Below are 22,909 nucleotides of genomic sequence, written 5' to 3'. Positions count from 1 at the left end.
CTATTCGGCGGCGTACCGCAGGACGTCGTCGACGAGCCGGCCGGTGGCCTCGTCCGGCAGTGAATAGAACACCTGCCGACCCTCGCGGCGGCGGCGAACCAGGCCGGCGTGGATCAGGTGGCGCAGATGATGCGACACAGCGGTGGAGTGCGCCGGGACAGCCACGGCCAGTTCCGTGGGCGTGGCCTCACCGGCCCGCAGCAGGATGAGGATGTGCAGGCGGTGCTCGTAGGCCATGCCCTGCAGGGCCTCGACGGCCTTGGCGAGCGCGACTCGGTTGATGCCCGTCACGGGTGCGCTCCGGCGCCGTCGACAGCAAGCCGGCCAGGAGCGGTCCGCACCCGGGCGAGCAGCCAGGAGACCGCCAGCACGGCCGTCGCGGTGAGCGAGATGCTCGCGCCGGCCGCGACGTCCCATCGGCTCGAGGCCCACAGACCGGCCAGCCCGCTGCCCACGGCGAAACCCACGGACAGCCCGGCGACGATCGGCAGGCGGTCCGACCACAACCGGGCCGCCGCGGCGGGCGCGACGATCAGCGACACGGCGAGGATCGTGCCCACCGCCGGAACCATGGTGACCACCGCGATCTGGATGGTGAGCAGCAGAACAATGTCCCATGCGCCGACGCGCATCCCGGCCGCCTGAGCTCCGGTGCGGTCGAAACCGATGCTCATGAGTGGACGAGCGCCGACGGCGAGCACCCCGGCGACGACGATCAGCGCGACGGCGGTGGTGACCAGGTCCGGCGGGCCGACGGTCAGGATCGATCCGACCAGGAAGGAGGACAGGTCGCGACTGAAGCCGCTCTGCGTGGCCACGAGCGCCGCGCCGAGTGCGAACCCGGCCGACAGCAGGACCCCGGTGGCGGCCGAGGCGTCCTGACCGCGGCGACGGGTCAGCGCCGCCACGCCGAGCGCGACGATGCCGCCGGCCACGACGCCGCCGAGCAGGATGTTGACGCCGATGATGGAGGCGAGCACGACACCGGGAAAGGTGGCGTGGGTGAGCGCCATCGTGAAGAACGACAACCGGCGCAGGACGACCTGCACGCCGACCAGGCCGGCCAGGGCTCCGGCCAGGACCACCTCGGCGGTGGCCCGGTGCAGGGCGTCATCCCACCAGCTCATGAGCGGAGTTCCTCTCCGGAACGGGCGGCCCGCCACGCCGGGTGCGCAGCAGACGTACGGGAATCAGCAGCAGGTAAACGGCGACCAGCAACAGGACGATCGAGGAGGCGGAGGTCAGGGCGACGCCGTAGTGCAGCGAGGCGGTCCAGCTGGCCAGGAGTCCCGCACAACCCGCCCCGGCGATCAGGAGCGTCCCGATGACGGCCATCGCCACCAGCCGGTCGGTCACCATCCGGGCCGCCGCAGCCGGAACGATCAGCAGGGCGACCACCAGGATCGTGCCGACGGCGCGGACGGCGGCCACCACGACCAGGGCCACGACGACGTTGAGCCACAGGTCGAGCCACCCGACGCGGAAACCGGCGGCCGCGGACCCGGCCGGGTCGAACGTGCGGAACAGCAGAGCCCGGGCGCCGATGAGCAGGGCGACCAGGACCACGACGGCGACGACCGCGGTCTCGGCGATCTGCCGCGGCGTCACGGTGAGCAGGCGCCCGAACAGGAAGGCGGTGAGATCGGAGGTGTACGAGGTGCGGCGCGAGACCAGTACGACGCCGACCGAGAACATCGCGGTGAGCACGACCGCGGTCGCCGCGTCGTCGGACACCCGGTTGCCCCGGGTGAGGACGGTCAGCACCACCGCCGTCAGGAGCCCGGCGACCAGCGCGCCGACGAAGAGCCCGTCCAGCCCGCCCGCGACGAAACCGATGACCACGCCCGGGAATACGGTGTGCGTCAGCGCGTCGGAGACGAAGGCCAGGCGACGGGCGTAGACAAACACGCTGACCGGACCGCAGATCAGGGCGAGCAGCACGATCTCGATCAGAGCCCGGCCCATGAACGGCAGCGTGAACGGTTCGATCACGGCTCGACCAGCATCATCCGGCCGTCGGGCAGGTCCACCGCGTGGCCGCCGTACGTCATCCGCAGCTTGTCCGCGGTGAGCGTCCCGGCCGGTGGGCCGACCGCCCACTGCCGCCCGTTGATCAGGCACACCAGGTCGGCCAGGTCGCGGGCCACACCGAGATCGTGGGTGCTGAGCACCAGGGCGGCGCCCTCGGCGCTCAGCTGCCGCAGCACGGCGACGATCGCCTCCTGGCTGACCGCGTCGACACCGTTGAACGGCTCGTCGAGCAGCAGCAGCCGGGGCTCGGCGGCGATGGCACGGGCGAGCAGCACCCGCTGCCGCTGACCGCCGGACAGGGTGCCGAAGCGATGCCCGGCCCGGTCGGCCAGTCCCACCCGCTCCAGAGCTTCGGCGACTGCGCGACGGTCGGCGGCCCGGGCGGGCCGCCACCAGCCGATGCGCCGGTAACGACCCATCATGACGACCTGCCGGACGCTGACCGGGAAGTCGGCGTCGAGCGTGTCGGTCTGCGGCACGTATCCGGCCCGGCCGCGAGCCGCGGCGGGATCGGCGCCCAGCACGGAGGCCTGCCCGGCCAGGATCGGCGCCAGACCGAGCACCGACTTGATCAGCGTGGACTTGCCCGCGCCGTTCGGGCCGACCAGCGCCAGGCGCTGCCCCGGCCGCAGGTCGAGGTCGACGTCGGTGAGCACCGGCGTACGGTCGTAGCCGACACTCACCGCCGCGTACCGCAGAGCGGTCTGCATGTCAGCCGCCCAGGGCCGAGACGATGACCTCGGTGTTGTGCCGCTCGGCCCCCAGATAGGTGCCCTCGGGGGTGCCCGGCTCGCCCAGGCTGTCGCCGAACAACGCGTCCTCACCACCGATCACCTTGACGCCGGCCTGCTTGGCGATGGCCTCGGCGGTCCTGGGCGGCAGCGAGCTCTCCGTGAAGATCGCCTTCGTGCCGGTCGACCTGATCCGCGCGACGAGGTCGCTCAGCTGCTTGGCCGAGAGCTCGGCCGAGGTGTCGAGGCTGGGGATGACCGAGCCGACGAACTCCAGCTTGTACCGGTCGACGTAGTAGCCGAAAGCGTCGTGGTTGGTGACGAGCTTGCGGTCCGCGGCGGGCAGCTCGGCGAACGCCGCCTCGTTGTCGGCGTCCAGCTTGTCGATCTGGGCCGCGTACGTGCTGAGGTTCTTGGCGAACGCGCCGGCCTTGGCCGCGTCGGCGGCCGCGAGACCCTTCTCGATGTTGGTCACCATGATCTTGGCGTTCTGCGGGTTGTGCCAGATGTGCGGGTCGTGCTCCTCGGCGTGCTCCTCGCCTTCCTCCTCGGCGTGCTCCTCCCCCTCGTGGTGACCGCCCTCGCGCAGTTTCACGCCCTGGCTCGAATCGACGACGGCGCCTTGGAATCCGGCGGCCTCGATCGTGCGGTCGAGCCATTCCTCGAGCCCGGCGCCGCTCTTGACGACGACCTTGGCCGAGGCGATGGCCTGAATGTCGGCCGGCGTCGGCTCGAAATCGTGCGGGTCGACATTCGGCTTGATGATCTGCGTCACGGATACGTCGGAACCGCCGATGTTACGGACGAAATCGGCCACCTCGGGGGTCGTGGCGACCACCGCCAGCGGTGTGCTGCCGGACGCCGCCGAACTCGCCTGAACTGCGTCGCCGTCGCCGGATCCGCAGCCGGCGAGGACGGTGGCGGTCGCCGCGGCGGCCGCGATCCAGAATATGCGTGGGCGGTGTTTCATCGATTCGACTCCTGTCGCTGAGGAGCAGAACGATAATCGTTTTCAGAAATGATCGTCTAATAGCGAGATGACAATCTGTGCATCACCGCGACGTATCATCAATTTCGCATATCTGCTTGCATGCCATTCCCCGCGACCGCCTCAGACGATTGCGCACACCGCCGCGTGCGGGCCGCGACGCCAGACGACGCCGGCCTCGCGAAAGCCCGCTTCGCGCGCCGCCTCGCAGTGCCACGCCTGCCCCGGCGTGAACTCGGCCGGCGCCCGGCCTGCGAACAACGCCTCCCGCTGCCGCATCCACGGTCCGAAGATCGGCTCGGCGCGCAGCCTTTCCCACCACCGGGTCCAGGCCAGACCGGCCGCGGCCTCGTCGGCCACCGGATTGACCGACGGCAGCTCTTCGATCGGCATGAGATCGGCCACCACCAGCACCCCGCCGGGACGCAGCACCGCCCGGGCCCGGCGGTAGAGCGCTCGGGCCTGGTCCTCGGGCAGATAGTGGATCGTCATGACGACGGTGACCAGATCGACCGGAGCGTCGCCGGTCACGTCGCCCGGCCAGTCCGCGCCCGTCAGGTCGCCGCGGTGGACCGTGACACCGGCCGGAGCGGCCGCCCGGGCGAGCAGCAACAGCACCGGGTCGAGGTCGAGCAGGCGCACCTCGGCCCGGGGCCACCGCGCCGCCAGACGCTCAGCCAGCAGCCCGGGCCCGCCCCCGAGGTCGAGGACGCCACGCGGCGCACCGCCGAGAGCCGCCTCGGCCGCCGCGATCAGCGTCTCCTCGAAGCTGCCCAGACCGGGTAGGCAGGCGCTCATGACCTCGTCCCAGGAGCGGCGCCAGTACTGGGCACGCTGGACCGCGAGCGGGGTGGCAACAGTGGAGTCCTGGGACGTGGACGTCATCGGCAACCTCGGTGATGGTGTCGGGCGGAGCCGCCGGCGCGGTCACCGTACGCGCCACTGTAACGGAAGTCGTTTTCGTTAGGGCCTCCGGATCGCCGCGCGACCGCGCGTCTCGGTGAGCGCCCGTCGCGGCTGGCGATCTGACCCTGGCAGCATTTGTCGAGGCTGGTGAACACCGTGTAGTGAAACTGTTGACAAAGTTAACTGTATTGACGTTCGCTGATGGGACGATGCTCCGCGTATCCCCCGAAGGGAGCGACATGAGCCTGAAGCGAAGACTGGCCGCGCTTGCGGCCGCCGTCCTCATCGCCCCACTCGTCGCCGTCATTGCCCCCGCGAGCCCGGCCAGCGCCCATGGCTGGATCACCAGTCCCCCGAGCCGTCAGGACCAGTGCGCCACCGGCGCGGTCGCCAACTGCGGTTCCATCCAGTACGAGCCGCAGAGCGTCGAAGCGACCAAGGGTTCGCTGAGCTGCAGTGGCGGCAGCTCGTACACCGTGCTCAACGACGACAACAAGGGCTGGCGGGTCACCTCGATCGGCAGCTCGACGGCGTTCACCTGGCGCAACACCGCCATGCACCGCACCCAGAACTGGCAGTACTACGTGGACGGCCGGCTCCACCAGACGTTCACCAACGGCAACGCCCAGCCGCCACAGGTGCTCAGCCACCAGCTGACCGGTCTGCCGGGCGGACGGCACAAGATCCTCGCCGTCTGGAACATCTTCGACACCCCGATGGCGTTCTACGCCTGCGTCGACGTCAACGTCGGCGGGGGCGGCGCCAACCCGCCCACCACCCCGCCGACTAACCCGCCCACCAGTTGCGGGGCGGCCTGGAGCGCGTCGGCGGTCTACACCGGCGGCATGAACGTCTCACACCGCGGCCGCGCCTGGACCGCGCGCTACTGGAGCCAGGGCGAGGAGCCCGGAACCACCGGCGAGTGGGGCGCCTGGCAGGACAAGGGCGCCTGCTGATCAGTACGGGCGCCCGCGCTGATCAGCACGCAAGCCGCCGTCCGGCCCGGATTCGTCCGGGCCGGACGGCACCGGCCGAGCGGAGTCCGATGACACCTCGCAGCCTCACCCTCGCCGCCGTCGCTGTCACGTTCGGTCTGTCGGCGTGCTCCGGTCCCGCCGCGCCCCTGGCGTCCGCGCCCGGCCCCGCATCGACACCGCCGTCCACCCCGGCGGCGCACCATCACCAGCACAGCGCCGGCCCACCACCGTCGGGCGCACCCGCCGGCGTCATCGTCGTGCACGCCGCCGATCCGTTGCGCGACACGCTGACCCGGCTCATTCCGAAGTTCGAGGAGGCGTTCCCCGGCGCCCGGGTGACCGTCGAATACGGCGCCGGCCTGGAACACGCCCAGCACGTCCTGCACGGCATGCCCGTCGACGTCTTCCTCTCCGCCGACGCAGCCGCCACCGGCATGGTCACCGCCGCGCACGATCGCGGCACCCCCGCCGTCGTGGCCCGCAACCCGATCGTCATCGCCGTGCCTCGCACCCGCGACCGGATCGGCGCGATCGGCGACCTGCGGAACGCGAAGGTGGCGCTGTGCGCCGAGGCCACCCCGTGCGGCCGCGGCAGCCGCGCGGCCCTCGCCGCGGCCGCCGTCGACGTACGGCCGGCGAGCGTCGAACCCGACGCGGCCACCGCCCTGGCCCGGGTCAGTTCGGGCGCCGCCGACGCGGCTCTGGCCTACCGCACGGAAGTCGTAGCGGCGGGCCACGACCTGCGGACGGTCGACTTCGAGCAGGCAGTCCTCCTGGCCGACGTGTACACCGCTGTCCGGCCCAGCACCGGCGTCAACACCGTGGGCGCGGACGCCCTGGTGTCGTTCCTGAGCTCCGCCCTGGCCCGCCACATCTTCGCCGACGCCGGCCTGTCCCCCGCCTGAGACCGCCGGCCACCGATTCGCCGCCGGCCGGGTCAGACCTGCAGGTCGCCCACGATGCGGTGCAGTGCGGCTGGGGTGCTCAGTTCCGGGCGGTCGGCCGGGTGGACGATGTAGTAGGCCAGCGCCCGGAGCAGCAGCGCGGGATCGGCGGCGAGCCAGCGGCCGCTGATGGTGTCGAACGGCGACAGGGCTTGCGGACCGGCCGTGTCGCGGCCCAGGTAGTTGCGGGTGACCGTCGCCGACGAGCCGATCGTACGGACGAAGACGACCGGCGAGTGCGCCCAGAGCGCCGCCACGTCGTTCACGGCTTCCCACGGCACGAAGTGCGTGAAGGTGAGGCCGCGGTGATGGAAGCCGTCCGGGCCGATGACTACCTGGCCCGGTGCCAGCCGGAGGAACACGACCAGGAAGACGAGCATGAGGATCGCCAGGACGGTGAGCACGACGCAGATGACGACGCCCGACGCGGACGCTTGGGCAGCGGAGACGACGGCCATGCCCGCGAGCGCGACGGTGGTCAACGCGAGGAAGGCGCCGATCAGGTAGGTGGGCAGAGCGCCGTAGCGGAAAATCAGGCCTTCGGCCCCCTGGCGTACGCCGCTCGTGTCACGGCGATGGCGGCCTCCGCCGTACGAGTGGAGGCCGATCGCCGCGAGGTGGCCGAGGTAGACGGTCATCGCGACGAAGATGAGAGCGCCTGCCGCGTTGCCGCGCCTCAGCTCCGAGACGACGCCGGCCGCGGCGCCCACCGTGAGCAGGCCCATGAAGACGGCGCTGAACAGCAGCAGCCCGGAGCGTGGCCGGCCGGTCCACTCGTCCGGCCACGCGGATTCGTACGGAAGGTTCTGCATCACATAGGAGCGTCCCACGCCTCACTCGCGCCGGGCGAACAATTGTTCGGCGACCGATGCCGGGGCTTGAGGCTTTCGGTGGAGCACAGCCTGCAACCGCGTGGGCGGGCGACGGTATGGTCATCTATCGACGCGATGGCGCGGAGGGGGCACGATGGCCGTCCTGGGTGTTCTTTCCCCGTTCCTGGGCGGATGGTATTTCGGCGGCCTGATCGAGGGGATCGCGCGGGCCGCGGCCGACGCCGGCGCCGCGGTGGTCGCCGTGCAGACCCTGGACGCGGGCACCGACCAGCTGGAGTTGACCGAGCCGCCCCACCCGCCGCACCCGCTGGCCTGTGACCACGCCGCCGGCTTCGTCGTCATCGTGAACGCGGCGAGCGCCAAGTACCTGCGGGAGATCCAGGCCGGCGGCCGCCCGATCGTCGTCATCAGCCATGAGTTCCCCGAGCTGGACTGCCCGACCGTCTTCCCCGACAACCGGGTCGGGGTGCAGGCCGCAGTCGAGCACCTGATCCGGCACGGGCACCGGCGGATCGCGTTCGCCGGCTTCCTGGGCGCGCTGGACCAGCAGGAGCGGTGCGAGACCTACCGCCGGACGCTGCGGGCCCACGGCATCGAGCCGGATCCGGACCTCATCTTCGAGGCCGCCGACAATCAGGAGGCCGGCGGCGCCGGGGCGGCCCGCACGATGCTCGGCGCCGGGTTGCCGTCCACCGCGGTCGTTGCCGGCACCGACCTGAACGCGATAGGCATCCTCCGGGTGCTCACCGACGCCGGCTGCCGGCTGCCCGAGGACCAGGCCGTCGTCGGCTTCGACGACCTCTCGGACGCGTCGTTCACCGAGCCCCGCCTGACCACCGTGCGGCAGCCGCTGTTCGACGTCGGCGCCACCGCCGCACGGGTGCTGCTGGCGGCGATCGAGGGCGCCGGGGAGCCACCGGTGCGCCACGAGGTCGCGACGGAGCTCGTGGTGCGGGAGTCCTGCGGCTGTCCCTCGTCGGTCGGTGCGGCCGCGCTGCGGGCCGAGGGGAAGTCGCAGTACCGGGAGCGCACCCGGCTGCAGCGCTCGCTCAGCAGTCAGTACGACATCAGCCTCGACCTGTTGCGCAGTCACGAGGAGGATCCCCGGCAGCTGGGCTGGCTGCGCCGCACCTCGGCCCGGGCCGGTTGTCTCGGGCTGTGGACCCCCGGCGAACCCGGTCTCGAGATTGCCGGTCACTTCGATCGTTCCGCGTCCTCCCCGGCGTCCTCCACGCCGCTGCCGCCGGTCACGGCCAGTGGATTCCCCCCGGTGGAGATCCTGGACGAGGCGCGCGCCGAGCCCGGCTCGCTGACCTTCGTCGTGCCGGTCCGGGTGGGCAACCGTGACTGGGGACTGCTCGCCACGGTCGACCGGGTAGACCTGCAGGCGGCCACCGGGCGCGAGCCGATCAACCAGTGGGCGGCGCTGCTGACGGTCGCGCTGGACTACCAGGCCGTGCTGCACACCCTCCGCGATCAGGAGGAGAAGTTGCGGGCCAGCGCCCTCCACGACCACCTCACCGGCCTGCCCAACCGCACCCACTTCCTGCAGCTGCTGGCGGCCGCGATCGAGCGCGGCCCCGAGGTGGCCGTGCTCTTCGTGGATCTGAACGACTTCAAACAGATCAACGACACGTACGGGCACGACGTCGGCGACCAGATCCTGGTCGAGGTCGCCGGCCGGCTGCGGGCCGAGCTCGGCCGTCACGGCACCGCGGGCCGTTTCGGGGGCGACGAGTTCCTCGTCCTGCTGGACGCGCTCGACGACGACCACACGCCGGAGGCGACCGCCCGGCGGCTGCTGTCCGCGCTGAACCGCCCGCACCGGCCGGACGGACGGCAGCTGGTGGTCACGGCGAGCATCGGCGTGGCCCGGGCACACCGCACCCCCCTCGCCGACGCGGCGGCCCTGGTTCGCGAGGCGGACACGGCCATGTACCGCGCGAAGGCCCGGCGCACCGGCGTCGAGGCGGGGTCGGGCACGCCCCGGCGCTGACGTCGTCTCCGCGTCACAAGAGCTTGCGCAGCTGCGGCTCGAAGGCGGCCGGGTTCTCGGCGAAGCCGACATGGCCGCCCGGGAACATCACCGGCTCGCTGCCGAGCATTGTGGCGAGGGCCCGCGAGGTGCGGTCACAGAGTTCGCCCGCCGAGTCCTCGCCCAGGCCGATCAGCACCCGCGTGGGCGCCGAGGTCAGCCGCTCGATGTCGGGCCGGAAGCCGACCGTGCCGCGATACATGTTCCGGTACTGGAACGCCTCGTCGGCCAGCTCCTTGCCGCCTGGCTCGCCGCCGGCCATCATCTCGACCACCTCGTCCGGCAATTGCAGGTTCGCGACCTCCATGAACTTGCGGAAGGTGGCCCGCCGGTCGCCGGTCTCGAAGGTCGCCAGCATCTGTTCGGTGCCGGCCCACAGGGCGTCGCGGTCGGGCAGGATCTCCAGCAGGGGCGGTTCGTGCGCGACCATCGTGACCGCGCTTTCCGGGTACGCCTCGGCCAGCGCGAGCACGCTCACGGCCCCGCCGCTGGAGCCCAGCACCAGCGTCGCCGGGCCCCGTCCCACGTGGTCGATCAGGGCGGCCAGGTCGGCCGCGCGCTCCTGCGGTGTCGACGGCGCCTCGCGGTCGTGGACCGAGCTGCGGCCGATGCCGCGCGGGTCGGTGGTCAGCACGCTGTGGTCGACCGCGAGCAGGCCGGCCAGGCCGGTGAAGGCCTCGGCGGTCATCGGCGCGCCCGCCAGCACCACGAGCGGGCCGTCGCCGCGCAGCTCGTAGTAGAGGTCGGCGTCGGGGCGGCTGAGCTCGGTCATGGGGAGTCCTCCCTGGTCGGAACCATCGTCGGAGGTAGTGACGGCCGCGACCGGGCAGAATCGTCGGTGTGAGCCAAGATTTTCTCGAGCAGGCCCGGACGGGCGACGACGACGCCTTCGCGGCTCTGGTCCAGCCGCTCCGCCGCGAGCTGCACGCGCACTGCTACCGGATGCTCGGCTCGGCCCACGACGCCGACGACGCCCTGCAGGAGGCGCTGCTGCGGGCCTGGCGCGGGCTGACCGGCTTCGAAGGGCGCAGCTCGTTGCGATCCTGGCTGTACACGGTGGCGACCCGGGTCTGCCTGGACGCTGCCGAGTCGCGCTCGCGGCGGGCGCTCCCGATGGACCTGGGACCGGCCAGCACCCGTACGGTCGTCGACGATGCGCCCTCGGTCGAGACGGCCTGGCTGGGACCGTACGGGGACCTGGGTCTGACCGAGGGAACCGCAGCGCCGGAGGCGCGCTACGAACAGCGCGAAGCGGTCGAGCTCGCGTTCGTCGCGATGCTCCAGCACCTGCCGGGCAATCAGCGGGCCGCGCTGGTGCTCTTCGACGTGCTCGGGTTCTCGGCCGGCGAGATCGCCACGATGATGGACACGTCGCCCTCGTCGGTGAACTCGGCGCTGGCCCGGGCCCGCGCGGTGGTGTCGGCGCGCGTGCCGCCGGTGAGCCAGCAACGGACGTTGCGGCAGGTCGGTGACGCACAGCTGCGCGAGACGGTGGTGACCTTCGTCCGGGCCCTCGAGTCGGGCGACACGGACCTGCTGGTCTCCCTGCTCACCGAGGACGTCACCTGGTCGATGCCACCGCTGCCGCACTGGTACGCGGGTCTGCCGGCGGTCACCGACTTCGCCGTCCGCGTGCCGCTCACCGGTTGCGGCGAGTGGCGCCACTCGGAACCGATCAGCGCCAACGGCCAGCCGGCAGTCGGCGGCTACCTCCGGCAGGAGTCGGCGGGAACGTTCCAGGCCTGGTCGATCGACGTCCTCACGCTGCGCGGCCCGCAGGTCTGCGCGGTCACCTCGTTCATCGGGCCCGAGCATTTCGTGGCTCTCGGACTGCCGCTCACCCTGCCCCCGCCGGCGTGAGGTCGGCCCGTCGCTACCGGTTCCGGCCTGCTCCGCCGCCCCGGCGACGACCCCGTTCAGCCGAGCGGGCCGGTGTCGGCAGGTCCCGTGGCGACGTAGACGGTGTTGGCGGACGTGCCGGCGGTCAGCGGATTGTCGAACGGCACCACATGAGCGGTTGCCGTGGCGAACGACTCGTGCAGGACGGCGAGGAACGCGTCGTCGGGGGCGTCGTCCGACCACAGGCCGAAGGCGCCGCCCGGACGCAGGCGCTGGCCGAGCCGGGCCAGGCCGGCGGGAGTGTAGAGGTCGGCATGGGCCGGGTTCAGCACGTTGACCGGGGAATGGTCGATGTCGACCAGGATCGCGTCGAACCGGCGGCCGGGGGTGGCGGGGTCGAATCCCGTGCCGTCGCGCAGCAGAGCGAAGAAGTCGCCTTCGAGCAGCGTGGTGCGCCGGTCGGTGGTGAGGCTGCGGGCCTCCGGCAGCAACTCCCGGCGGTGCCAGTCGATCACCGGGGCCAGCGCCTCGACCACCGTCAGCGACCGGACCCGGTCGTCGGCGAGAGCGGCGCGGGCGGTGTAGCCGAGGCCCAGACCGCCGACGACGACCTCCAGCGGGGCGTCGGGCAGGGCCGCCAGGGTGAGCCGGGCCAGTTCCTCCTCGGCCACGGTGAACAGGCTCGACATCAGGTACTCGTCGTCGAGCTTGACCTCGTACACCTCGGTTCTGGTGATCGGGTCGAGCCGCCGGCGCAGGCTGATCTCGCCGATGCTGGTGGGCGCCCACCCCAGTTCCGCGAATCGTGGGTGCATCGGGGTGTCCTCTCGGCGCGTCGTGGAATCGCGCCGGCGGAAACGGCCGGATGTTCGGTGAACGCGACATGTCCGACCATAGTCGCGCCGCCCGAGCATGCTCGGACCAGCCGCCCCCAACATGCCGACCTCAGCCTGCCCCCGTGTCCAGCCAGCGGTTGTACCGCGGGCGTAGGGCGCGCTCCGAGCTACCCGAGCGTGCCGCTGACCACCAGGACGATGTTGACCCGGGCCGGCGCGTCGACGGTCGACTCGAGCACGCCGAAGCGCTCGCGAACGTCGGCCTTTCACCCGGCCCGGCGCAGAGCGATCGACGGGATCAGAGCCGAGCGCAGGCCCGGCAGCTCGTGGTCGACCCGGTTCTTCAGCTCGCGCACCGCGAGCTTGTGCCGCCACAGGTCACGCCATCCGAACACCGTGCTCACGTTGCCCTCGATCGCCAGGACGGCCAGCACGGCCTCTTCGATGGGCGGCGGCACCGAGCCGGCGGCACGGCGGGCTGCCTGGCGTACCCGGTCGCGCAGCGCCTGTGCCGGCTCGGGGTCGGTCAGGGCGATTCGCTTCGTACGGAAAGGTCCCACGATCTGGTGGTGCCCGACAGTGATGACTCCGGCCGCGACAAGCCCGTCCTGGACGGCTTCCGGGGCCGTCACCCATCGCTGTTCCAGCAGGTCGAACCAGCGGCGGGGGCGATCCGGCGGAACGTCGCCGAGCACCCCGGCCAGGAAGGGGTCGAGGTTCGCCGGCACTGTCTTGGCCGTCCGCTCGGCCTTGCCGCCGCGGTCGCGCAGCCACCCTCCCAGACACAGCTCGGCGACCGCGGCCCCGCAGAGCAGCGATCCCCGGACGGCGTCGCTGTCATCGTCGAGCCGGCCCTTCGCGGGCTGATGACTCAGCAGGTAGAGCTGATGCGGCAACGGCATGGGCGGCATCAGGCGAGCACGGTCACGAGCAGGGCCCCGAGCAGGGGCGCGATCAGGGGAAATCTGCTCGAAGCGGCGGCGATGCCGGCGATGAGCGGGTACCCAGCGCCGAGCAGACCCGAGAGCAGCGCGACGGTGTCGAATGTCTGGGTCAGGAGATCCACGGCAGTTCCTCGATGGGCGGGATACGCGAGTCAACCCAGTCGACACTGTGTCCCCGGAACAGGGTCAAGCCGGCCGGGGAGTTCGCACAGGCGCACCGACACCGCCGTCATCCTGCGCGACGGCGCCCCGGCCCGGGAACAGCTTCGCCGCGAGCGGCGGAACCAACCTATCGAGGGCCTTTCAGGGTCGTGATGACGGCCTTGGTCGCCTCGGCGATCAGGGTGTCGGCCGAGGACGCGTCGGGCGCGCCGCGGTCCGACTGGATGGCGATGACGAGGGGACTACCGTTGGTGGGCCAGACCACGGCGATGTCGTTCCGGGTGCCGTATCCCCCGCTGCCGGTCTTGTCGCCGACCTTCCACCCGGACGGCACGCCGGCACGGATGTACGGGTCACCGGTCGTGTTACCGACCAGCAGGTCGGTCATCTTCCGCCGCCGCGGCTCGGGCAGCACGTCGCCGAGGACGAGCCGCTGCAGGTCGGCGCCGAGCGCCCGCGGCGTGCTCGTGTCCCGCTTGTCGCCCGGGACAGCCTCGTTCAGCGCCGGCTCGTTCCGGCTCACATCGGTGGTGTCGTCGCCGATCTTTCGCAGTTCACGCTGCAGTCCCTTGGGTCCACCGACCCGCTCCAGCAGCAGATTGGCGGCCGTGTTGTCGCTGTGCTGCACCGCGGCGGCGATCAGGGCGTCGACCGTCATCCCGGTGGCCACGTGCTTCGAGGTGATGGGCGCCCACTCCAGCAGGTCGGCTTCGGTGTATCTCACGACGCGTCGCAGGTCGGCGCCGGACAGGCGGCGAAGCAACACCCCGGCCAGCAGTGCCTTGAAGGTCGACGCGTGCGCGAAGCGCTCGTCCGCGCGATAGCCGGCCGTGCGGCCGGTTCCCGTGTCGATCGCGTAAACGCCCAGGCGCGCGCCGAATCGCCGTTCGAGCTCCCGGAAGGGCCGGGTGTCGGAGGCTGCCACCGCGGGCGGCGACGGGGAGCTCGACGGCATGGGCGGGGAATCCGCCGCCTCCACGCCGCAGGCGCTCAGCAGCGCGCCGGCCAGAACGAGAAGAAGAACGCCGACGACCGGGCGCCGGTTGTCATGGTTCATGTCTTCGAGCATGCCGCTTCGGCAGAACGCGTGGCCGGCCGGCCCGCGAATTGGTGATGCGGCCGATCAACGGTGGAGGGCATGATCTGCCGGTGACGGAACTCGACGAGGAACTGATCGCACTCCGCCGCCAGATCCATCGTCACCCCGAGCTGGCGGGCGCCGAGCGGGAGACGGCCGGGCTGGTCGCGGAGCAGTTGCGCGCGGCCGGGCTCGAGGTGACGACCGGCGTCGGCGGGCACGGAGTCGTCGCGGTGCTCGACGGTTCCGCGGACGGTCCGGCGGTGGCGTACCGGGCGGACATGGACGCCGTCGACGCGCGTACGAACGTGCTGCCCATCCCGCGGTCGGGCCGGGTCTTCGACGAGGGCTTCGCCTCGCGCGTCCCCGGCGTCGAGCACCTGTGCGGACACGACCTGCACACCGCGATCGGCGTCGGCGTCGCCCGGACGCTGGCTCGGGGATCCGAGCCCGTACGGGGCCGGTTGGTGTTCGTCTTCCAGCCGGCCGAGGAACCCCTGCGGGGCGCACGCGCGATGCTCGAAACCGGCCTGGTGCAACGACTCGCGCCGCGCGAGTTCTACGCGGTCCACTGCAGCCCCTTCCCCGCCGGCACCATCGCGGTCTCGCCGGGATACGGCCTGCCCGGGCTCGACCACGTCCGGATAGTGCTGCCGGGTGGTGACGACTCGATTGCCGCCGCCGTCGCGTCCGAGGTGGCCGCGCTCGGCACCGTCGAGTTCCCCCGCAGCATCGACGAATACCACGCGCGCTTCCGAACGTTGGTGGCGCCACAGATCGCCGCGACCGACCAGGGATCCGTGTGCGTCGCCCACTGGACCGCGCGGACAGCCGATGGGCATCCCGCCGCCGAGATTCTGCTGCGGGTCTGGCCGCAGGAACGGCTTCCGGAGCTGCGCGCGCGGATCGAGCGGATCGCGGTGGCAGCAGGCGGGCACGTCGAGCACCCGGTCGACCCGTTTCCCGCCATGGTGAACTCGGCCGAGCTCAGCACGGCGGCCGGCCGGTACCTGACGACGGCGCTGGGTCCGGAGTCCGTCGTCTGGGCCCGGGCATCGTGGCCCTTCAACTGCGAGGATTTCGCCCTGTTCCTCAACGAGGCGCCGGGCGCGATGCTCTATCTCGGCGTCGCCGACACCGAAACGGGGATCAACGGCGCGCCGCACGCCCCCGACTTCGCCGCCGACGAACGCGCGATCGGTCACGGCGTACGGGCCATGGCCGGCCTGCTGACCCACCGGCTCGCCGCCTCCCGGCCGTCGAGCTGACGACCGGGAGGCGGCCCCCGTACGAGTGCTCAGCCGGCTCGGCAGGACAGGTCCCGGGCCGGCATCTTCCCTTCGACCAGCCAGTCTGAGGTGATGTTGAGGGCGCAGGCGTTGGTGTGGGTCATGAAGACGCCGTGTCCACTCTCCTGCGCGGTCACCAGCTTGGCGCGCGGGCCGAACTTGTCGCGCAGCAGCTTTCCGCCCGCCCACGGGGTGACCGGGTCGAGGCGGTTCTGCAGGATCAGGATGTTGGCGGGGCCGTTGTTGTCGATTTTCACCGGGGGCTCGTACGGCTCGTACTTCCAGTAGGCGCAGGGCATGATGTTGGCGGTCGCGGCGCCGTACAGCGGGTACCGCTTGCGGTCCTCGGCGACGGCCCGGCGGTAGGTCGCCACGTCCTCGGGCCAGTCGACGTCGTTGCAGGTGGTCGCCAGATACGCCGTGTAGTTGTTGTCCTGGGGGTTCGGCGTCTCCGCCGCCTTCGTGGCCGGGCCGGTGGCGGGGTTGGCATACGTCTGCCAGAAGCGTGCGGCCTGCCCGTACTGCAGCTCGCTGAAGATGCGGGCGAAGATCAGGTACCGGAAGACGGCACCGTCAGCCCCGTCGGGCGCGGGCGTCTGATCGAGCCGTTCGGCGGTCTGCAGGAAGTTCCGGCGGACCTGTTGCGGCGTCCGGCCCAGGCCGTACGCGTCGTGCCGGGCCGCCACCCACCGGGCGAAATGGGGGAACGTCTCCTCGAAGCCGAGCCCGTAGCGGCGCAAGCCCGCCTGGTCGAGGTGGGTGTCGCCGACAATGCTGTCGAGAACGATCCGGTCGGTGGTCTTCGGGAACAGCGAGACGTACGCCGCGCCGAGCGCCGAGCCCCAGGACGCTCCGTAGAAGCTGGCCTTCTTCTCACCGAGCGCGGCACGCACCCGGTCCAGGTCGCGCGCAGTATTGGCCGTGCTGATGTGGCGCAGCCGGCCGTCCTTGTCGTTGGCGGCGCACTTGTCGGCCACCTGCCTGGCGATCACGGCCTGCCGGGTCACGGCGGCGTCGTTCACCGCGTACGGCGGAATGTTGGCCCAGTAAGGGTCCTCGATAGCGAAGCCGCAGCTCACCCGCGTCGAATGCCCGACGCCGCGGGTGTCCATGCCGATCAGGTCGTACGCGTCCGACACGGTGGTCGGCAGGCCCCGGCTGACCAGGAAGGCGCCCTGGTCGATCCCGATGCCGCCCGGCCCGCCCGGGTTGAGCAGCAGGATGCCGCGCCGCTTGGCCGGGTTCGTGCTGGCGATCTTCGAGATCATGATCTCGATCTGCTCGCCGTCCGGGTCGCGGTGATCCAGCGGCACCGGCACTTTCGCGCATTGCACCGGAACCGGCGCCGGCATCACGACATCGGCCGGGCACGCCTCCCACGTCAGCTCGGGTGCGGCTTCCCGCGCCAGCGCCGACGGCCCGACCGCGACAAACGCGCCCAGCAGGGCGACCACCCCGACCAGAACGGCGCCACGTTTTCGGTACATGTCCAACCTCCTGCAGTCGTTCGTCAGCATTCGGTAGAGATGCGACACCGTGTCGCCGGAACACAGTCAAGAGCCGACCGGCGTACGCACACCGCTGTGTCTCGGTCGAGCGGCGAGCAGCCCGGCCTCAGTCGAGGACGGCGGTGGCCTCGATCTCCACAAAGAACTCGGGCGTGAACAGAGCCTGGACGCCGATGATGGAGATGGGCGGAGCCGGGGCGGGCAGCCCCTCGTCCCCCTGCGCACGGGTGATGCCGGACAGCACCGCGTCCCACTTCTCCGGCGCCCAGTCCACAATGTAGAAGGTCAGCCGGGCGAGGTCACCGACGTCCCCGCCCGCGCCTCGGACGCCGATGATGACGTTGCGCAGGGCGGCGTGCACCTGTCCGGCCAGATCCGGTGCCGCGGGCTTGAAGTCCGGGGTGACGCCGGCCTGGCCTGCGAGCAGGACCAACCGGGATCCGGTTCCCACCGCCACCGGCGAGTAGTCGGTCTGCTTGAGCAACCCTTCCGGATGCAGGAATTCCACGCTCATGCGATCCCCCTGGAGCTGGGTTACGGGCAATCACCGGTGCGCCGGCTGACGGCCTTCGCTGCGGTGATCGCGGCGTCGCTGCCGACGCCGCTCCGAGTGCAACCCCTGTCCTAGGAACACAGTCAAGCCAGGGCCGCCGCCTCAGCTCTGGGCCACGAGCCGGAGGACGACGATGGACAGCGGCGCCGGGGGTGGCCCGGGAAGGCCGACATCGGCCAGGGCCGCACCGCTGACGGAGGCCGCCGGCGGTTCGTAGGAGGGCCACGCGGCCGGGTCGATCCGTTCGATCGAGTACCGCGCCGACCGGCTCAGGCCCGGGATCCGGAATCGCGGCGGCTCGTGCGGGAGCTCGTCGAGCTGGGCGTACGCCATGATGGCGGCCGATCCGTCCGGCGCGACCACGCCGTACGTCCACGCGTCCTCGACGACGGCGTCGAGCCGGACGGTTCGTCCGGTGTGCAGCAGGCCACGGTTCGTCTTGTAGACGTCGATCCAGCCGGCAAGGCCGGCGAGGTCGTCGTCGGTGGCCGCGGTGAGGTCCCACTCGATGCCGAAGTGACCGAACAGGGCGGTGCCCGCGCGGAAGGCCAACGGCAGGGTACGACCGGTCTGGTGGGACCGGGGCGAGCTGACGTGCGCGCCCAGATACTCGGGCGGCACCAGTTGGGCGGTCCACCGCTGGATGGCCTGGCGGGCCAGGGCGTCGTTCTGGTCGGACGTCCACACCCGTTGCGCGCGTTGCAGCACCTCGAGATCGATGCGGCCGCCTCCGGAGGCGCAGCTCTCCCACTCGACGGCGGGGAAGCGGGCACGCAACTCGTCGAGCAGTCGATAGAACGCCGCGGTCTGGGCGTGCACGGCGGGCCGGCCGCCCACGGAGAGGGAGCCGGCGTCGACAGCGTCACGGTTGTGGTCCCACTTGACGTAGTCGATCGGATATTCGCTCAGCACGGCGGTCATCTGGTCGAGGACGTGCCGATAGGCGCCGGGCCGGGTGAGGTCGAGGATCTGCTGGTGCCGCTCCTCCACCGGGATGCGGCCGCCGGTGGCCAGGATCCAGTCGGGGTGGGCCCGGAACAACTCGGAGTCGGCGTTGACCATCTCGGGCTCGAACCACAGCCCGAACTGCATGCCGAGGGCGCGGACGTGGTCGGCGATCGGGGTGAGGCCGTCCGGCCAGATCTCGGGCGCCACCGTCCAGTCGCCGAGTCCGGCGCGGTCGTGGCGGCGCCCGCCGAACCAGCCGTCGTCGAGGACGAAGCGTTCCACACCGATCGCTGCCGCCCGGTCCGCCAGGTCGCGCAGCACCGGGAGGCGGTGGTCGAAGTAGACCGCTTCCCACACGTTCAGGGTCACCGGTCGTTCGGTCCGCGGGTGAGCGGGTGCCGACCGCAGACAGCCGTGGAACCGGGCGGCGAGCCCGTCGAGCCCGTCGCCGGCGGCTCCGACGTACACCCACGGCGTCGAGTAACTCTCGCCCGGGCCGAGCGTCATCTCGCCCGGAAGCAGCAGTTCTCCCCCGCCGACGGCGGTGACGGTCGGGCTGTTCTTGGCGAGCGGGACGCGTTCCAGCCGGTGCCGGTGGTTGCCGCTCCAGGCCACGTGGACGCCCCACACCTGGCCGTGCCCGAAGCCGAATCCCGGTGTGCCGGCGATGAGCACGGTCGCCGCGTCGAAGCCCGTCTTGCCGCGACGGTTCTCCCGCAGCCACAGCCCGTCCGTGACGGGCCGTCGCTGGGGGATCCGTTCGCGGGCCCAGCGGCCGGTGAAGTCGAGGGACTCGACGGCGTGATCCGGCACGGGCACGACCACGTCGAGGTCCTCGAGCAGGTAGTCGGTGGAGCCGGTGTTGGTGAGAGTGTGCCGGATCCTGAGAAGGCCGCCGGGCACCGACTGCACCGCGGTGACCAGAGCGAGGCCGGCGTTCTCGTCGGTGGCTTCGATCGTCGCGCTGTCCGCGGTGACACGCATCGACACCGGCACGAACCAGCTGGACCACGCTCCCGGTTCGGCGTTGCCGCGGTGGCCGGACAGGCCCGCGCGTCCGTACCAGACGTGCGAGCCTTCCGGCAGCAGCGGCAGGCCGGCCGGAGCCAGCGCGGCCAGGTCGTCGGCGGTGACCGCCGGATCGACCACGCCGCACCAGACGACGGCCGGCAGCCGGCCGGGTTGCTCGGTCAGCACCATGCCGGTGCCGCCGGCCATCCCGATGAGGTGCGCCTTCACTTGACCGCCCCGCGGGTGACTCCGGAGATGACCCAGCGCTGGGCGAACACGTACACGATGAGCAGGGGGGCCATCGCCATCAGGTAGCTGGCGAACGCGGCCGGATAGTTGGTCTGGAACTGGCTCTGGAAGACGTACTGCACCAGCGGCAACGTCGCCGACCCGGGATCGGAGAGGATGACCAGCGGCAGCAGGAAGTCGTTCCAGGCCCACAGGCAGGTCAGGATGCCGACGGTGGCGTTCATCGGCGCGAGCAGCGGGAAGATGACCCGCCAGAAGATCGCCCAGGTGGACGCGCCGTCGATGGCGGCGGCCTCCTCGAGCGCCCGCGGGATGCTGTTGATGTAGGCGGTGAAGATGAAGATGTTGAAGGCCAGGCCGTACACCACGTACAGCAGGATCAGTCCGACCCGGTTGTCCAGCTGCAGAATCGCCGTCTCCTTGGCGACGGGCAGCATGATGATCGGGAACGGCACGAACAGCGCGGAGACGAAGTAAAAGTAGAGGCCCTTGAAGAGGCGCCGGTTCATGTTGCGGGCGATGGCGTAGGCGACCATCGAGTTGGTCAGCAGGGTCAGGACGACCGCGCCGACGGTGATGAGGGCGCTGTTGAGCGCCGTGCGGGGGAAGTCGGTGAGCCGCCACGCGTCGGCGAAGTTCGCCCACCGTACGTCGGTGGGCAGCCCGAATCCCGTACCGCCGAGCTGGTCGGTGGTTTTCAGAGCGGTGACGACGGCGAAGTACAGCGGGATCGCGATCGTCAGCGCGAGAACGATGAGCAGCGCGGTGAGCCACCAGTTGACGCCCGGGCCGTTGCGGCGCTGCCGCCGGGGCCGGCGTTCCGAGCCGCGTCCGACGAGTGTTCCGGTCTCGCTGGCTGAGGTGGACATCAGACCTCGACCTCCCGGCGCCGCAGCACACGCAGCTGAACGATGGAGAACCCGACGATGACGATGAAGAAGACGACCGAGTTGGCGCTCTGGTAGCCGTACTCGCCGCCCTGGAACCCGCCCTTGTAGATGAGCAGGGCCACCGATTCGGTGTCCGTGCCCGGGCCGCCGCCGGTCAGCGCGACGATGTGGTCGAAGATCTGCAGGAAGCCCTTGAGCGACAGCACCATGTTGATGGTGAAGAAGCCGGCGATCAACGGGAACGTGATGCTGCGGAACTTCCGCCACGCGGAGGCGCCGTCGAGGTCGGCCGCCTCGTACATCTCGGTCGGCACGGTCTGCAGCCCGGCGAGGTAGATGATGATGTTGAAGGCGGCCGACTGCCACACCGCCAGGATGACGATGGCGATCCAGGCGGTGCTGGCCTTGGTCAGCAGCGACGTGGACAGCGCGTCGATGCCGAGCTTCTCGCCCAGCGCGGGCAGCGAGTTCGAGAACAGGTAGTTGAAGATGTAGCCGACGACCAGGATGGCCAGCACGTTCGGGATGAAGTAGATGCCGCGCAGGCCGTTCTTGAACTTGATCCGGCCGTTGAGCCCGATCGCGATGGCCAGCGACACGATGTTCACCAGAATCGTGGCCACGGCAGCGATCAGGAACGTGAACCAGTACGCGTGCAGCACGCGCGGATCGGTGAACAAGGCGATGTAGTTCCGCAGCCCGACGAAGTTCGCCGGTCCGTAGCCGGGCGAGTCGGTGAAGCTGTAATAGATGCCCTGGATGACGGGGATGGTGTGGAAGACGAAGAACAGCAGGAACGCCGGCAGCACCATGATGTAGAAGGCGCCGGCCAGCCGGACCCCCGTCTTGGGCTGCGACTCCCCCGGTCCGGTCCGTGTCTCCGGGCGGGTCGGTGTCTGAGTGGTCATGACGCGATCACCGCCCCCAGTCCCCAGGTGCGCCGTTGGGCGACCTTGTCCCAGTCGTCGTCGAGCTTGCGCAGGAAGGTGTCCTCGTCGCCGGTGAGCAGGAACTCCTGCAGCAGCGGTCCCAGCGGGATGGCCTGGATGAACTGGTGGTCGGTGAAGCCGATGATGCGTCCGGACTCGATGTAGCTCTGCACACCGGACAGCGCCGGATCGTCGTTGGTGAGCCCGTTCAGGGTCGGGATGGCGACCTGCGCGGCGCAGTAGTCCCGCATCACCTCGGCGTCCATCAGGAAATCGACGAACTTGGCCGACTCGGCCGGATGCGCGCCGTCGCGGGCGGCGGTGATGACGACGTCGACCCCGGAGACCAGGGTGGTCTTCGCCGGGTCGTTCGTCGCCGGCAGCGCCATGCTGCCCACGGTGAACTCCGGCTTGCCGTCGCGGATCTGCGGCACCGCGTAGCTGCCCAGCAACAGCATGGCCGAGTCGCCCCGGGCGAACGCGGCAGTGCCGTCCTCATAGCCCTTCGACAGCGGGTCGGGCTGGGTGTACCGGTACAACTGCGCCAGCTCCTCAGCGGTGCTGCGCCAGCCCTCCGCGAAGGTCGTCTCGCCGGAGAACCGCTGCTGGAAGAAGTCCGGCGGCTGCAGCTGCGCGGACAGCGGCGCAAGCGGGGACTGTGCGGTCCAGGCGTCGGCGAGCATGCCGTAGAACGGGGTGACGCCGGCCGCCTTGAACTTCTCCGCCGCCGCGATGAGCTCGTCGAACGTTTCCGGGACGGTCACGCCCTGCTCGGCGAACAGCTCCTTGTTGTAGAGCAGCCCGCTGGCGTTGGCCGCGAACGGGACGCCGTTCACCTCGCCCTTCGAGCCGGCGCCGAGGTTGCCGATCACCGACAGGTACGCCGGGTTGACGTCGGCCAGCACCGGGTCGGCGCGGAAGTCACGGAAGATCCGGGCGCTGGCGAACTCGCCGAACGTGCCGTTGGCGTTCAACGTCATCACGTCCGGGACATCGTTCTTGACGAGCCGGGTCCGCAGGGCGGTCTCCGGATCGGCCGGGTTGTCGACGACCACCCGGATGTCCGGATTGGCCCGCTCGAACTGCGCCGCGAGATCTTGGAAGTACTGCTGAGCCTCGGCCTTGAACTGGAAGAACGTGATGGTGGTCCGGTTGTCCCCGGAGCATCCGGCGAGAGCGGCGCCGGCCAGGAGGACCAGAACGAGGAACATCGACCTCGGTTTCCGGG

Annotated in this window: 23 protein-coding genes; 5 read left to right on the top strand and 18 right to left on the bottom strand. The window is 70.9% G+C overall.

The genetic code is table 11. From position 1 onward, the window contains the following. The 6 genes from KXC43_RS27900 to KXC43_RS27875 form a co-directional block, all read right to left on the bottom strand. On the bottom strand, nucleotides 1-291 hold the full coding sequence (locus tag KXC43_RS27900) for an ArsR/SmtB family transcription factor (RefSeq protein WP_221379305.1): 291 nt from the start codon (nucleotides 289-291) through the stop codon (nucleotides 1-3). Then, nucleotides 288-1,127 carry a metal ABC transporter permease gene (locus tag KXC43_RS27895; protein WP_221379122.1) on the bottom strand — a complete coding sequence of 280 codons (840 nt, stop codon included), beginning with the start codon at nucleotides 1,125-1,127 and terminating at the stop codon, nucleotides 288-290. The genes KXC43_RS27900 and KXC43_RS27895 overlap by 4 nt, the downstream gene beginning before the upstream one ends. Beyond that, nucleotides 1,111-1,992 carry a metal ABC transporter permease gene (locus KXC43_RS27890; RefSeq protein WP_221379121.1) on the bottom strand — a complete coding sequence of 294 codons (882 nt, stop codon included), beginning with the start codon at nucleotides 1,990-1,992 and terminating at the stop codon, nucleotides 1,111-1,113. The genes KXC43_RS27895 and KXC43_RS27890 overlap by 17 nt, the downstream gene beginning before the upstream one ends. Beyond that, nucleotides 1,989-2,741: a metal ABC transporter ATP-binding protein gene (locus KXC43_RS27885; protein WP_221379120.1), complete on the bottom strand. Its 753-nt coding sequence runs from the start codon at nucleotides 2,739-2,741 to the stop codon at nucleotides 1,989-1,991. Before KXC43_RS27885 ends, KXC43_RS27890 begins: the two co-directional genes overlap by 4 nt. 1 nt (nucleotide 2,742) lies before the next feature. After that, nucleotides 2,743-3,732: a metal ABC transporter substrate-binding protein gene (locus KXC43_RS27880; protein ID WP_221379119.1), complete on the bottom strand. Its 990-nt coding sequence runs from the start codon at nucleotides 3,730-3,732 to the stop codon at nucleotides 2,743-2,745. Between the two features lie 141 nt (nucleotides 3,733-3,873). Continuing rightward, a complete protein-coding gene (locus tag KXC43_RS27875; RefSeq protein ID WP_221379118.1) occupies nucleotides 3,874-4,635 on the bottom strand; it encodes a methyltransferase domain-containing protein in 762 nt (253 codons plus the stop codon). 260 nt (nucleotides 4,636-4,895) lie between these two features. On the opposite strand from KXC43_RS27875, the gene KXC43_RS27870 reads away from it, so the two are divergent. Together KXC43_RS27870 and KXC43_RS27865 are read left to right on the top strand one after the other, a co-directional pair. After that, a complete protein-coding gene (locus tag KXC43_RS27870) occupies nucleotides 4,896-5,612 on the top strand; it encodes a lytic polysaccharide monooxygenase (RefSeq protein ID WP_221379117.1) in 717 nt (238 codons plus the stop codon). An 89-nt stretch (nucleotides 5,613-5,701) separates the two neighbouring features. After that, nucleotides 5,702-6,538: a molybdate ABC transporter substrate-binding protein gene (locus KXC43_RS27865; RefSeq protein ID WP_221379116.1), complete on the top strand. Its 837-nt coding sequence runs from the start codon at nucleotides 5,702-5,704 to the stop codon at nucleotides 6,536-6,538. Between the two features lie 32 nt (nucleotides 6,539-6,570). Here the strand turns inward: KXC43_RS27865 and KXC43_RS27860 are convergent, their stop codons facing one another. After that, entirely contained in the window at nucleotides 6,571-7,389 is an 819-nt protein-coding gene (locus tag KXC43_RS27860) for a hypothetical protein (RefSeq protein WP_221379115.1), read from the bottom strand. Between the two features lie 154 nt (nucleotides 7,390-7,543). On the opposite strand from KXC43_RS27860, the gene KXC43_RS27855 reads away from it, so the two are divergent. After that, on the top strand, nucleotides 7,544-9,406 hold the full coding sequence (locus KXC43_RS27855; RefSeq protein ID WP_221379114.1) for a substrate-binding and GGDEF domain-containing protein: 1,863 nt from the start codon (nucleotides 7,544-7,546) through the stop codon (nucleotides 9,404-9,406). A gap of 13 nt (nucleotides 9,407-9,419) precedes the next feature. Here KXC43_RS27855 and KXC43_RS27850 read toward each other — a convergent pair whose 3' ends face one another. Continuing rightward, complete coding sequence (locus KXC43_RS27850) at nucleotides 9,420-10,217, bottom strand: alpha/beta fold hydrolase (protein ID WP_221379113.1); 798 nt, start codon at nucleotides 10,215-10,217, stop codon at nucleotides 9,420-9,422. A gap of 68 nt (nucleotides 10,218-10,285) precedes the next feature. Between KXC43_RS27850 and KXC43_RS27845 the strand changes: the two genes are divergently transcribed. Next, nucleotides 10,286-11,305 (top strand): sigma-70 family RNA polymerase sigma factor, encoded by a 1,020-nt coding sequence (locus KXC43_RS27845; protein ID WP_221379112.1) that lies wholly within the window; start codon nucleotides 10,286-10,288, stop codon nucleotides 11,303-11,305. Nucleotides 11,306-11,361: 56 nt separating this feature from the next. Here the strand turns inward: KXC43_RS27845 and KXC43_RS27840 are convergent, their stop codons facing one another. From KXC43_RS27840 to bla, 4 genes are all read right to left on the bottom strand, one after another. Then, nucleotides 11,362-12,099, bottom strand: coding sequence for a polyamine aminopropyltransferase (locus KXC43_RS27840; protein WP_221379111.1), 738 nt, complete (start codon nucleotides 12,097-12,099; stop codon nucleotides 11,362-11,364). A gap of 287 nt (nucleotides 12,100-12,386) precedes the next feature. Beyond that, nucleotides 12,387-13,022: a GOLPH3/VPS74 family protein gene (locus KXC43_RS27835; RefSeq protein ID WP_221379110.1), complete on the bottom strand. Its 636-nt coding sequence runs from the start codon at nucleotides 13,020-13,022 to the stop codon at nucleotides 12,387-12,389. Between the two features lie 8 nt (nucleotides 13,023-13,030). Further along, nucleotides 13,031-13,186: a hypothetical protein gene (locus KXC43_RS27830; protein ID WP_221379109.1), complete on the bottom strand. Its 156-nt coding sequence runs from the start codon at nucleotides 13,184-13,186 to the stop codon at nucleotides 13,031-13,033. Between the two features lie 167 nt (nucleotides 13,187-13,353). Beyond that, a complete protein-coding gene (bla, locus tag KXC43_RS27825; protein ID WP_221379108.1) occupies nucleotides 13,354-14,283 on the bottom strand; it encodes a class A beta-lactamase in 930 nt (309 codons plus the stop codon). A 92-nt stretch (nucleotides 14,284-14,375) separates the two neighbouring features. Between bla and KXC43_RS27820 the strand changes: the two genes are divergently transcribed. Beyond that, a complete protein-coding gene (locus tag KXC43_RS27820) occupies nucleotides 14,376-15,572 on the top strand; it encodes a M20 metallopeptidase family protein (protein ID WP_221379107.1) in 1,197 nt (398 codons plus the stop codon). A gap of 29 nt (nucleotides 15,573-15,601) precedes the next feature. Here the strand turns inward: KXC43_RS27820 and KXC43_RS27815 are convergent, their stop codons facing one another. The 6 genes from KXC43_RS27815 to KXC43_RS27790 form a co-directional block, all read right to left on the bottom strand. Then, nucleotides 15,602-17,080 carry an alpha/beta hydrolase gene (locus KXC43_RS27815; protein ID WP_221379106.1) on the bottom strand — a complete coding sequence of 493 codons (1,479 nt, stop codon included), beginning with the start codon at nucleotides 17,078-17,080 and terminating at the stop codon, nucleotides 15,602-15,604. 127 nt (nucleotides 17,081-17,207) lie between these two features. Next, nucleotides 17,208-17,615, bottom strand: a complete 408-nt coding sequence (locus KXC43_RS27810; protein WP_221379105.1) for a RidA family protein — start codon at nucleotides 17,613-17,615, stop codon at nucleotides 17,208-17,210. 141 nt (nucleotides 17,616-17,756) lie between these two features. Next, nucleotides 17,757-19,841, bottom strand: a complete 2,085-nt coding sequence (locus KXC43_RS27805) for an alpha-galactosidase (RefSeq protein ID WP_308129287.1) — start codon at nucleotides 19,839-19,841, stop codon at nucleotides 17,757-17,759. Further along, entirely contained in the window at nucleotides 19,838-20,731 is an 894-nt protein-coding gene (locus KXC43_RS27800; RefSeq protein ID WP_221379104.1) for a carbohydrate ABC transporter permease, read from the bottom strand. Before KXC43_RS27800 ends, KXC43_RS27805 begins: the two co-directional genes overlap by 4 nt. Further along, a complete protein-coding gene (locus KXC43_RS27795) occupies nucleotides 20,731-21,660 on the bottom strand; it encodes a carbohydrate ABC transporter permease (RefSeq protein WP_221379103.1) in 930 nt (309 codons plus the stop codon). The genes KXC43_RS27800 and KXC43_RS27795 overlap by 1 nt, the downstream gene beginning before the upstream one ends. After that, on the bottom strand, nucleotides 21,657-22,892 hold the full coding sequence (locus KXC43_RS27790) for an ABC transporter substrate-binding protein (RefSeq protein WP_221379102.1): 1,236 nt from the start codon (nucleotides 22,890-22,892) through the stop codon (nucleotides 21,657-21,659). Before KXC43_RS27790 ends, KXC43_RS27795 begins: the two co-directional genes overlap by 4 nt. Between the last annotated feature and the right edge of the window lie 17 nt (nucleotides 22,893-22,909).

The organism is Paractinoplanes polyasparticus (assembly GCF_019710575.1).
Lineage (GTDB): Bacteria > Actinomycetota > Actinomycetes > Mycobacteriales > Micromonosporaceae > Actinoplanes > Actinoplanes polyasparticus.
The sequence above is the reverse complement of the archived record's forward strand: the minus strand, read 5'-3'. Positions and strand labels throughout refer to the sequence as shown.